Genomic DNA, 11,472 nt, shown 5'->3' with positions numbered 1-11,472 from the left:
CTGGTTATTTCCAGCTAAATTCAGTACTTTCCGCCGCCCGATATACAGCTGCTGTTATTCTAGCTGCAATTGTGCAATTTAATGCACCTTTATCCGTAGCTGTAACCTTAACACCACTTGTAAAACCAAGATCTTGGATGGTTTTCGTAATTACTGCTTTGATTTCTCTGCCAAATAGACTAGCAACGGAACTGTCTAAGTCAATCAAAATGCCTTTATCACTGCATTTTTCAACAACAACACAAATATCACCAGATTCTAACGTTCCAGCTCTGCCTTTCGAGATTAACTCCATCTCTATTCACCTTCTTTTCCGTAAGTACAATCATTGCCGATTGCCAAATTCTTTGCCCTAAAATATGCATCAGACCATAATCAGATCAATCATAAAAGATCACGGCTGAGATTTAATTGATTCTACTTGCAAGTTATGAAATAACTTATATTTTTATTATAGCCAAATTATCAGAATAAAAAAAATAAAGATTTGTTATTGTTTACAATAGAAAATTCAGATAATATCATTTATCTCATTTATCGAAAAATAAAAAAATCTAGACAAAGTGCCCCTTCGCTGCGACATATATAAAACGCATTAAACATTTTATATGGCAATCGTCAAGAATGGGGTATAGGGCTCCGTGGCGTTACGCAGGAAGCAAACGATACCCTATACCCCATTCCTGGCAGACTGATAGACTGGATGCAATTTCTTTAATGCGTTCTATATAGTTTATTTTAAAATTGCATGTTTTTTACAAATTCAATAAAAATCGGCAGTATTGGCAGACTGAAATCTGCTTCGTTGTAAATCATCCAAGTCTTGCGCGTAATTTTAGCACCGTTCTTATCAAATAAATAAGCCTTATGAATATCTGGAATATCACGGATAATAAACTCTGGCAATATACCATAACCAAGACCATATGATACCATTTCCCGACATGTTGTGATTTTATCGACATACATGCTAATGAGTGGTGGGGCTGAAAAATTATTACGCCACCATTTATCGATCTGCATTTTTAATATATAGTCACGCTTATATTCAATACGCGGCAATTTAACCAGTTCTTTTAATTCAAATGGTTCCATGGCGGTAACACACACGGGCTCTTCATACAACATGTGCATTTGCTCACATCCGCCATAATCAATATTTACAAACCCGATATGTGCTTTTTTACTATTGACAATACTAAATAAATTTTTAGACCAATCCGTCATCACTTTAAAATCGGCATCTGGATATTTTTGCTTGAATAATTTCAATATTTTTGGCAGGCGATACATCGTAAAATAATGCGATGCACAAATTTCAATCGTTCCCGAAAGCTCATTGGAAAATCCGCTGAGCTCATTTTTGATTATTTCAAACTGAGCTACCATTTCCGTTGCTTTTTTAACCATATAGTTACCTTCCGGGGTAAAACGGATACCTCGCGCATCGCGAAAAATCAGCTGCACACCTAATTCTTGCTCGATATGTTTGATTTTTGAAGTAAGAGCTGGTTGTGACATATATAAAATCTGTGCCGCTTTTGTTATATTTTTTTCATCATATAAAGTTAAAAGAATACCCCAATCTTTATTTTCCATAAAACACCCAGCCGAATCATTTTGCTTCGGCAGTCCTTTCATTCCCCTTCAATATATATAAGTTGAATTAAATATTTTATATGCCAATCGTCAGGAATGGGGATAGGAGTGGCGTTACGGAGGAAGCAAACGATGCCCTATACCCCAGGTAGCCTAATAGGCTAGATGCAATTTATTTAATGCATTATATATAGATCTATTTCAGTTTGATTTCGTACTCAAACTGAAATATCCTGCTCAAGCAAAGTGTAAAAACTACCAACTGCCATATTACCGGCATAAATATGTAGCAAAGTATTCTAAATATTTATGCTTAGAAATAACTTATCTCTATTGGTTGAACATCCATTTACTCTTTATACTTAAAGACAGAATAAAATCAACTATCTAACAATTTAAAATATACAATAATCTGGAGGTATACCCTATGATCAAATTATTCGATACAGGCGCCTATCTATTGCGTGGTCAACTGTTAATTAAGGAAAATAACAACTTAGATCTAGATAACTTAAATCAGCGATTAACTACCGATGGTTTAAACCCGCTCCAAGCTTCACCCCAAAAAGAAAAAGCACTTGCCGGAACAATGTCTTATCAAATTTTAAAACAACACAATACTAGCAACAACATCCAGAATTTGCAAATTAAATTTGATGCCTTAGCTTCTCACGATATTACATTTGTCGGTATTTTACAAACAGCCATTGCCAGCGGTCTGAAAAAATTTCCTGTACCCTATGTACTAACCAATTGCCATAACACCCTGTGTGCTGTCGGTGGAACCATAAATGAAGATGATCATGTTTTTGGTTATTCCGCAGCGAAAAAATTTGGTGGGATTTTTGTACCGCCGCATCAAGCTGTTATCCATCAATTTATGCGTGAAACTATGGCCAGTTGCGGCAAAATGATCCTTGGTTCTGACAGCCATACCCGTTATGGAGCTTTAGGAACAATGGCGGTTGGCGAAGGCGGTGGAGAAATTGTAAAGCAACTCCTGAGCCATACCTATGATATAAAGTACCCAGAAGTCATCGCCATTTATTTGAAAGGAACTCCCGCAGCAAATGTCGGACCACAGGATATTGCCCTAACTATCATTAAAGCTGTATTTAAGAAAGGATATGTCAAAAACAAAGTCATGGAATTTGTCGGTCCTGGTATTCACAATCTCAGTATGGATTTCCGTAACGGCATCGATGTGATGACAACGGAAACCACTTGCTTGAGTTCAATCTGGTGTACCGATGAAAAAACTGAATCGTATTATAAAATTCATGGACGTTCTGAAGACTACCAACAAATGCAGCCAAATGACATAACGTATTACAACGGTGTCGTGGAAGTAGATTTAGCTAAAATTGAACCGGTTATCGCTATGCCATTTCATCCAAGCAATGTTTATACAATTGCCGAAGTCAATGCCAATGCCGCTGATATTTTACGCCAAATCGAAATACAAGTTAAGCAGCAAATTGAAAATCCCCATATTAAAGTCAACTTACTGGATAAACTGCAAAATGGCAAGTTAAAAGTTGATCAGGGAATTATTGCTGGTTGTGCTGGTGGTTCCTATGAAAATTTAGTATCCGCTGCCAAAATTCTGGGTCCAACTCCATTAAACAGCTTTGATCTCAGCGTCTATCCTGCCAGTCAGCCAATTTTCTTTGAATTGATGAAAAATGGTACTATTTCTGATTTGACACTGGCTGGAACTACCATCCGATCGGCCTTCTGCGGTCCATGTTTTGGTGCTGGTGATGTGCCTGCTAACAACGCTTTCAGTATCCGCCATACAACGCGTAATTTCCCACATCGTGAAGGTTCAAAACCAGCGGACGATCAAATATCCTATGTAGCTTTAATGGATGCACGTTCTATTGCTGCCACCGCTAAAAATGGTGGTCTACTCACAGCTGCTTCCGAGGAAACGATCACGATTCCTGAGTATACGTATACGAGCCAAATCTATGAAAATCGTGTATATCAGGGGTTTTCTAAGGCAGATGAACAAGAAGAACTTATCACTGGACCTAATATCATTGCTTGGCCAAAAATACGGTCTCTGCCTGATAACCTGCTGCTTAAAGTTTGTGCTGTTATCCATGATGCTGTCACCACCACCGATGAACTGATTCCATCCGGCGAAACCTCGTCCTACCGCTCCAATCCATTGAGACTAGCGGAATTTACCTTATCACGTAAAATACCAGAATATGTAAATCACGCCAAAACCGTACAAAAAGAAGAAATACAGCGTCAACAAATACTAGAAGAAAAAACAACGGTTAGTGCTATAATCCCGCTGTTTAACAAAGCTTTTCCGAATCACACCCGTGAACAGATGCTTTCAACTGGCATTGGCAGTGTTATCGTAGCTATCAAACCAGGTGATGGTTCTGCCAGAGAACAAGCTGCTTCTTGTCAACGTGTTTTAGGCGGTGATGCCAATATCGCTGTAGAATATGCCACCAAACGTTATCGCAGCAATTTAATCAATTGGGGGATGATTCCCTTTACGATGGATCAAAAAGACCTCCTACTTTTAGAAGATGACGATTTAATTTATATCGCCGGTATTCGCGAAGCGATCAACAGCGAAAAAACAACCGTACAAGGCGAAATCGTCAAACACAGTCAGCGAATTCCAGTAACCTTAAAGCTAGAAAATTTATCAGCCGGAGAACGACAAATTATTGCCGATGGCTGCCTAATCAATTACTACAATAAGAAATAATGAACCAGCTTTTTTTCTACGGTATTAAACTATAGTAAGGAGAATACTCATTATGATGATGATCTTAGGAATCTGTGTCCTACTCGCTACTATTTATTGGTAAAACGCTATGAAACCCGCATGATATTATTTTGTTCTGGGGTTATAATGTCTTTCATTGGGGGGCAATTTTTTGCTCCATTTTCTGCCTTTTCTCAATCCATGCATGAAACCAAATTATTCGAATCCATTATTGCGGTCATGGGTTTTGCCATGGTCATGAAATTAACGCAATGTGATAAACATTTAATTAATTTATTGATTAAACCACTACGAAAAGCCGGACCTTTATTGATTCCGGCCTCCGTCTTGGTAACGTTATTCATTAATGTATCAATTACAAGTTCTGCTGGCTGTTCGGCGGCCGTCGGTGCCATCCTCATTCCATTGATGATGGCTGCCGGCATTCACCCGGCCATTGCCGGAGCCTGTATTTATGCCGGTACCTATGGTGCCATGTTTAATCCAGGATATCCCCAAGTTGCGCTGATTGTCAGCGTTGCTGATGCTACACCGGTAGATATTGTCGGCAATCATTTCTTTGCATTGTTGCTTTCAGGCATAATCGGTGCTGTCAGTTTATGGATCATTGCTTATTTAAAAAACGAACATACTGGCTATGTTATGCCTAATATGATTCCAGACTCTGAACAACCATCTTTTAAAATAAAATATCATTATGCTGTTGTACCACTTATTCCGATTTTCATCTTAGTAACTGGCAATATGGGTATTATCCCATTATTCAAACCTTTCTCAATTTCACATGCCATGATCATTGGTGTATTTTGTGCTTTTTTTGTTACCCGCACCAATCCGCAAGAAATATCAAAAGAGTTTTGGCATGGTGCCGGTGATGCCTTCGGTCATGTTTTCGGAATCATTATTTGTGCATTGGTATTCGTCAATGGTCTGCAATCCATGGGCATGATACAAGCTTTGATTGGGCTCATGATTGATGTTCCTTCGATTGCAAAACTAAGTTCTGGTATCGGACCATTTTTGCTTGGTGTCATGAGCGGATCTGGTGATGCAGCCTCTGTGGCCTTCAACAAAGCTGTAACAATTCATGCTGCAGATTTTGGTTTATCGCCGATGAGTATGGGTAGCATGGCTGCAATTGGCGGGGCTCTCGGACGTACCATGTCTCCAGTTGCCGGTGGCATGATTATCTGTGCAGCCTTAGCTGGTGTTTCCCCGATGGAAACAGCAAAAAGAAATGCCCCTGGCATGATAATAGCACTTTTTTCTACGATGATTTTACTTTTATACATATAGAAAACTGATTTTTCAAAAAAAGCCGTCATTTGCGAATAGTCCAAATGACGGCTTTTTTTATGAACGACTCTTATCTACTAAAAACTATAACTACTCTGGTGTTTGATTTAAATTGATATGACAATACCCCTTCGGGTTTTTTTGCAGATATTTTTGATGATATTCTTCCGCCACATAATAATTGAGCAGTGGCAAAACTTCCGTGACAATTGGTATCTTATATTTTAACTGTTCTTGGCAAATAATCTGTTCGATAACCGTTTTATCCGCTATATCCTTGTAATAGATACCAGTACGATACTGTATGCCTACATCATAACCTTGTTGATTTAAAGTAGTTGGATTGATAACAGTAAAAAAATAATGTAACAAAGTTGAAAGTGTGAGCTGCTGACGGTCATATTCAACATAGACAGTTTCAGCATGACCTGTAGTCCCTGAACAAACTTCCTCATACGTAGGATTTTCCGTATGACCATTCGCATAACCAACATTCGTTTTTAGCACACCACTTATTTTTTCGATATATGCTTCCACACCCCAGAAGCATCCACCAGCCAGCCATAAATGCCCTTTAGTTTCTTGATCCATCTGGATTCACGCTCCCCTTTTCGCCTTAGATATAATAATATCCAGTCTATCAGTCTGCCAAAAATGGGATATAGAGCATCGTTTGCTTCCTCCGTAACGCCACGGAGCCCTATACCCCATTCCTGACGATTGTCTTATAGAATATTTCATGCAACTTATATAATATATATTGCGTTAACAGCCATGAATATTAAAATCTGTCAATGAACAGTGCCCTTAATATTAAGTAAAGCAACACCACTAATGATTAAAACAATTCCGATAGCTGTATAAATATTAATTGACTCTTTCCAAATCAACACCGCAATCACTGCCGTTAGCGCCGTTCCCGCCCCGGACCAGATTGCATAAGCAATACTGAGTGGAATGAGTTGCAATGCCTGTGAAAAAGCATAAAATGATAATCCCATACCAGCCGCAAAAACAAAACTGGGCAGCATTTTAGTAAACCCATCTGAAGCTTTTAACATTGAGGTTGAAAAAATTTCTAGCAAAATTGCCAGACCTAAAAAAACATATCCGTTCATGGTATTTCCTCCCGATTTAACGCTCCTAAAAACGTACGCTTTTATTCGCTTAAATCGTATAACGTTCAGACACTAAAGTAAAGCATAAACTTCAATTGGTTTACTTTAATTTGTTCCAATCCGCTTCTTTAAAGCCAACCACTACCTGTGCCTCACCAATCAAAATTGGTCGTTTAACCAGCATCCCATTTGTTGCGAGTAAAGTCAGCTGCTCAGATTCCGTCATCGTCGGCAATTTGTCTTTTAGCTCCAGTGATTTGTAAACCAGTCCACTCGTGTTAAAAAACTTCCGCAATGGCAGTTGACTTTTCTGCCACCAAATTTCCAGTTCCTCTGCTGTAGGATTCTGCTCTTTTATATCTCTCATTTCATAGTTAAAACTATTGTCGTCGAGCCACTTTTTTGCTTTTTGACAAGTACCACATTTTGGATACTCTACAAATAAATAATTTTGTTCCATGCTGAAAAACCCTCCTCTGCTTAATCAAGCCTATCTCTGCCTACTTTATTTCCTCTTTACATAAGATAATCCCTGCTAAAGCCGAAAAATTTAGCAGGGATTATCTTACTTTTAATATTCTATTTACGAATGAAAAATTTAGAGAACTATCGCTTTTCGAATCGTATCGGCGAGTGCCTGTCCTTTTAAAACAGCTACAATCGTAAGGGCAAAATCAAGCGAAGTCCCCGCACCACGGGACGTAATAATTTTACCATCCACAATGGTCTTGCCCAGTGCACTTACATCCGCACCAATTAAATATTTTTCATTACCAGGATAGCAGGTTGCTTTTTTCCCTTTCAAAAGCCCCAAGCGACCTAAAATTGTTGGGGCTGCACAAACAGCTGCGATATATTTATCCTGTTCCGCCGCTTTCAAAAGTTGTACATTGACCCCGCCATGCTGATCGAGATTTTTCGTTCCCTGTCCGCCACCAGGCAAAATAATCATAGACACTTTAGTATGATCTACATCCTCGTAAATCATATCTGCCAAAACACAAATGCCATGTGCTCCCACTACTTCTTTTTTTCCCATGATTGAAACAGTCTGAAGCTCAATATCGGCTCTTCGTAAAACATCAATTACACTGATTGCTTCGACTTCTTCAAAACCATCCGCTAAATATAAAATCACCATATGCTTTACATCCTCTCTTACTTCTAAAGAAACTTAGCACCTGTAATTTGCTATACTTCCATTATAATACTCTGGCATACTATAAACAAATCAATCCTTTGCGCAATGTTGACACAAACTCGTTTTTCCGCTGGCGGTCATCCCATGACGGCACCGATCACAACGGCAAATAGCAAAATAAGATTGATCGATACTCGGCGAGTAACCGCGAGTATTGCACTCAAACTTGCAATGACCACCGTCAAAGCATCCAACCCACTGCTTTGAAACATTCCCATAAGAACAATTATACTAAAGCTGGCGATAACGAGCACCACGCCATCCAATAAACCTTGTGTTGCCGGAAGATGTGCAATCCGATTGTAGCACTGCTGAACAAACAAAACAAACAGCGGCGGTACGAGCAAAGCAATACAAGATAAGACTGCTCCCGGAATTCCTGCTACTAAATAGCATAAGCTAACCACCCAAAGACCATTGGGCCCCGGTGTTATCTGCCCAATTGACAAAGCTTCCGCAAACTGCGTTTCCGTCGCCCAGCCATTTGCTAAAAAATCCGTATGTAAACTCGGTAACGGACCAAATCCGCCTGTTGAAAACAAAATTGCTTTAAAAACAACCCAAAAAAACAAAACCCAATTCATCTATCAATTCACCTTTTTTCTGGCAGCATACCAATAAATAAAAGAACCACTTAATCCACCTAAAAGATATAAAACGATGACCGATGGATTGAAGAATACATAAATTAAACCGCTGCCAATCAAAATCACCAAAGACACGCTGAACACCAAAAGACCTTGTTGGCGATTATTCCGTAAAATCGGTCTGATGTTGCGCCAATTTGTTGCCAGCGAAATACCAAAAATTGCCGCAAATACCGTATGTAACGCCGATTGTACCCGATGGAATTGACTGAGACTCACATAAATAGCCGAGATACCAACGGTAATAGCGGCACTTGGCAAAATAAGTCCTAGTACTGAAACAAGAATGCCCGGCCAACCAGCCAGTTGCTTGCCAATAAGTATAGTATAAGCGATTATATTGATCCCCGGTGTAATTTGGCACATACCAATAATATTCGCATACGATTCAGCCGTAATCCATTTATGCTTATAAATAAAATTCTCCTGAATCAGGTATTGCGTAATCGCACCACCCCCAAATGAAGTAAACCCTATTTTAAGCCACGTTAAAAACAATTTTATAATTGTTAAATTCTCTCGCTCAAGGCCAGCAAAAGAATCTATTTCAATCGTTGCGGTGTCTCCAGAGCAAGCTGCTTTTTTCGCTGTTTCTGTTTCCATATTTATCCCTCCAGTCTCTATAAAAAATCAACTTTCATGATTTACTCAGACTTTGCAATTAATATTATTCCTATACAACTAACTTGTCAAATAAAACGCAAGACTATACCTTGATGATATAATCTTGCGTTTTATTGGCAAATTTTTATTTTTTATTTTTCCCCTAATGCAAATTCAACAGCAGCTACAGCATGGATGTTTGTTGTGTTAAACAGCGGCACCTTACAGTCTTTTTCTTGAATCAATGAAGGGATTTCCGTACAGCCTAAAACAATACCTTCCGCCCCACTTGCTATTAGACGATTGATAATTTTCTGGTATTCTTCTCTAGAGGACGCCTTTATAATACCCTGACAAAGTTCATTATAAATAACAGAATGAATAATATTCCGTTCCTGTTCATTCGGGATCATAATTTCAATATGGTAATCTTCCGTTAATATTTTTTTATAAAAATCCTGCTCCATCGTAAATTTCGTACCCAGCAGTGCCACTTTTTTCATTTTTTGAGCAACAATTTGCTGAGCTGTTACCTCCGCAATATGGAGAACTTTAATACCGGCACGTTTTTCAATATCTCCTGCCATTTTATGCATCGTATTGGTGCAAATCACAATAAAATCGGCACCGCTTTTTTTTAGTTTTTCTGCTGCATCGACCATAATATTCGTAAGTTCCTGCCAATTTTCTTGATGCTGCAGCGATTCGATTTGATCAAATTCAAACGAATATAAAATACACTTTGCTGAATGAAGTCCCCCCAGTTTAGCTTTGACCGTCTCATTGATTATTTTATAATAATCTACCGAAGATTCCCAGCTCATACCACCTATTAAACCAATTGTTTTCAAAGGTATCGCCCCTTCATTTTATTGAAATTTCAAATATAATCATTTTATCCAACAACTCTTTTTTTCGAGTCAGTTTGATATTCAATAATAGCCTGTACCAGCCGTTTTATCCCCTCACGAATATTCAGCTCAGCCATATTGGAATAATTGAGCCGAAATGTATTTTTCCCACCACCATTAGGGAAAAAAGACTCGCCTGGTATAAAAGCAACTTTCTTTTTTAAACAATCTTGCAACAATTCGCTGGCATCTATATCTTCTGGCAGCTGCACCCAAAGGAACAGTCCCCCTTGTGGGTGCGTGAATGTCACATTTTGAGGGAGATTTTTTTCTAACATTTCAATCATAACATCGCGCCGGACTCGATACAATTGAATTAATTTTTCCACATTTCCTTCAAAATCATAATCGTCCATATATGTTGCAATTTCCATTTGACTGCGGATTGAAGTGCATAAATCTGCACCTTGTTTAATCAATACATATTTTTCAATGAATTTTTCTTCGGCAGCAATCCAACCGATACGTAGTCCCGGACAAAATGTTTTGGAAAAAGTGCTGGTAAAAATAACCAAACCATTCGTATCCATTGACTTTAAAGCTGGAATAATTTTGTTTTCAAAACGCAATTCACCATATGGGTTATCTTCAATCACCGGAATATGATATCGATTGATAATTTCCATAAAACCGCGGCGCCTTTCTAAAGGCCATGAATTGCCTGTTGGATTTTGAAAATCCGGTATTACATAAATCAATTTCACATTTTTCTGTGAAGCTAATGTTTTCTCGAGTTCGGCCAGCACCATTCCCTGCGCATCGGTTGGTATCGCAATAAAGCGCGGTTGATAAGCTTTCAAGGCGCTAATTGCCGCCAAATAGGTTGGACTTTCGCATAATACAATGTCGCCTTCGTTCAAAAACAATTTTCCTGAAAAATCCAAGGCCTGCTGTGAACCACAAGTGATTAAAACATTGTTCGCCTGAACGTTTGTCGCAAATTTACGATTCATTCGCTCAGCGATTTTTTCCCGCAACGGTTCATAGCCCTCTGTAGTCGAATATTGAAGCGCTTGACTGCCCTGTTGTTCTAAAACTTTCTGAGCAACTTTTTGCATTGCTTCAACTGGAAAAGATTCTGGCGCTGGTAGCCCTCCAGCAAAAGATATCATATCTTTTTGTTGAGTAAGTTTTAATATTTCACGTATTTCGGATGCTTTGAGCCCATCCATTCTTCTGGCAAAGGTAACCGTCATAACTTTTCCACTCCTTATCATCTTGTTTCCATACGAACCGTTTTTCGGCTATCAATAAATTCCCACAGAAGTTTTTTTATTTTATTTATACTAACAAAGATAGTATTCTTCGTAAATATCCAATATAATATAAATAAAGT

12 protein-coding genes are annotated in these 11,472 nt (G+C 38.6%); 2 read left to right on the top strand and 10 right to left on the bottom strand.

What is annotated here, in order from left to right; all coding sequences use genetic code 11:
- Nucleotides 1–4 precede the first annotated feature (4 nt).
- Both citD and F606_RS0102255 read right to left on the bottom strand, forming a co-directional pair.
- Nucleotides 5–295, bottom strand: coding sequence for a citrate lyase acyl carrier protein (citD, locus tag F606_RS0102260; protein ID WP_019552238.1), 291 nt, complete (start codon nt 293–295; stop codon nt 5–7).
- Nucleotides 296–738: 443 nt separating this feature from the next.
- Nucleotides 739–1,599, bottom strand: coding sequence for a LysR family transcriptional regulator (locus F606_RS0102255; protein ID WP_026329199.1), 861 nt, complete (start codon nt 1,597–1,599; stop codon nt 739–741).
- A gap of 427 nt (nt 1,600–2,026) precedes the next feature.
- Here F606_RS0102255 and F606_RS0102250 point away from each other — a divergent pair, with 427 nt between their 5' ends.
- Complete coding sequence (locus F606_RS0102250) at nt 2,027–4,339, top strand: hydratase (RefSeq protein WP_019552236.1); 2,313 nt, start codon at nt 2,027–2,029, stop codon at nt 4,337–4,339.
- Between the two features lie 96 nt (nt 4,340–4,435).
- Nucleotides 4,436–5,656 carry a C4-dicarboxylate transporter DcuC gene (gene dcuC / locus F606_RS21920; RefSeq protein ID WP_407635969.1) on the top strand — a complete coding sequence of 407 codons (1,221 nt, stop codon included), beginning with the start codon at nt 4,436–4,438 and terminating at the stop codon, nt 5,654–5,656.
- A 90-nt stretch (nt 5,657–5,746) separates the two neighbouring features.
- On the opposite strand, the gene msrA is transcribed toward dcuC, so the two are convergent.
- The 8 genes from msrA to F606_RS0102205 all read right to left on the bottom strand — a co-directional run bounded on the left by msrA (nt 5,747) and on the right by F606_RS0102205 (nt 11,332).
- Nucleotides 5,747–6,247, bottom strand: coding sequence for a peptide-methionine (S)-S-oxide reductase MsrA (gene msrA / locus F606_RS0102240; RefSeq protein WP_019552234.1), 501 nt, complete (start codon nt 6,245–6,247; stop codon nt 5,747–5,749).
- A 200-nt stretch (nt 6,248–6,447) separates the two neighbouring features.
- The gene (locus F606_RS0102235; protein ID WP_019552233.1) at nt 6,448–6,774 is read right to left on the bottom strand and encodes a DMT family transporter; all 327 of its coding nucleotides are present in this window, start codon (nt 6,772–6,774) and stop codon (nt 6,448–6,450) included.
- A 100-nt stretch (nt 6,775–6,874) separates the two neighbouring features.
- Nucleotides 6,875–7,234, bottom strand: coding sequence for an arsenate reductase family protein (locus F606_RS0102230; RefSeq protein WP_019552232.1), 360 nt, complete (start codon nt 7,232–7,234; stop codon nt 6,875–6,877).
- A gap of 138 nt (nt 7,235–7,372) precedes the next feature.
- On the bottom strand, nt 7,373–7,915 hold the full coding sequence (locus F606_RS0102225) for a DJ-1 family glyoxalase III (RefSeq protein ID WP_019552231.1): 543 nt from the start codon (nt 7,913–7,915) through the stop codon (nt 7,373–7,375).
- Nucleotides 7,916–8,052: 137 nt separating this feature from the next.
- Nucleotides 8,053–8,559 (bottom strand): chromate transporter, encoded by a 507-nt coding sequence (locus tag F606_RS0102220; RefSeq protein ID WP_019552230.1) that lies wholly within the window; start codon nt 8,557–8,559, stop codon nt 8,053–8,055.
- Between the two features lie 3 nt (nt 8,560–8,562).
- Nucleotides 8,563–9,225, bottom strand: a complete 663-nt coding sequence (locus F606_RS0102215; RefSeq protein WP_019552229.1) for a chromate transporter — start codon at nt 9,223–9,225, stop codon at nt 8,563–8,565.
- Between the two features lie 152 nt (nt 9,226–9,377).
- On the bottom strand, nt 9,378–10,076 hold the full coding sequence (locus F606_RS0102210) for an aspartate/glutamate racemase family protein (RefSeq protein ID WP_019552228.1): 699 nt from the start codon (nt 10,074–10,076) through the stop codon (nt 9,378–9,380).
- 44 nt (nt 10,077–10,120) lie between these two features.
- Complete coding sequence (locus tag F606_RS0102205) at nt 10,121–11,332, bottom strand: aminotransferase-like domain-containing protein (protein ID WP_019552227.1); 1,212 nt, start codon at nt 11,330–11,332, stop codon at nt 10,121–10,123.
- Nucleotides 11,333–11,472 lie beyond the last annotated feature (140 nt).

The organism is Propionispira raffinosivorans DSM 20765, assembly GCF_000381065.1.
Taxonomy (GTDB): domain Bacteria; phylum Bacillota; class Negativicutes; order Selenomonadales; family Selenomonadaceae; genus Propionispira; species Propionispira raffinosivorans.
This window is presented reverse-complemented; position numbering and strand designations above follow the sequence as displayed.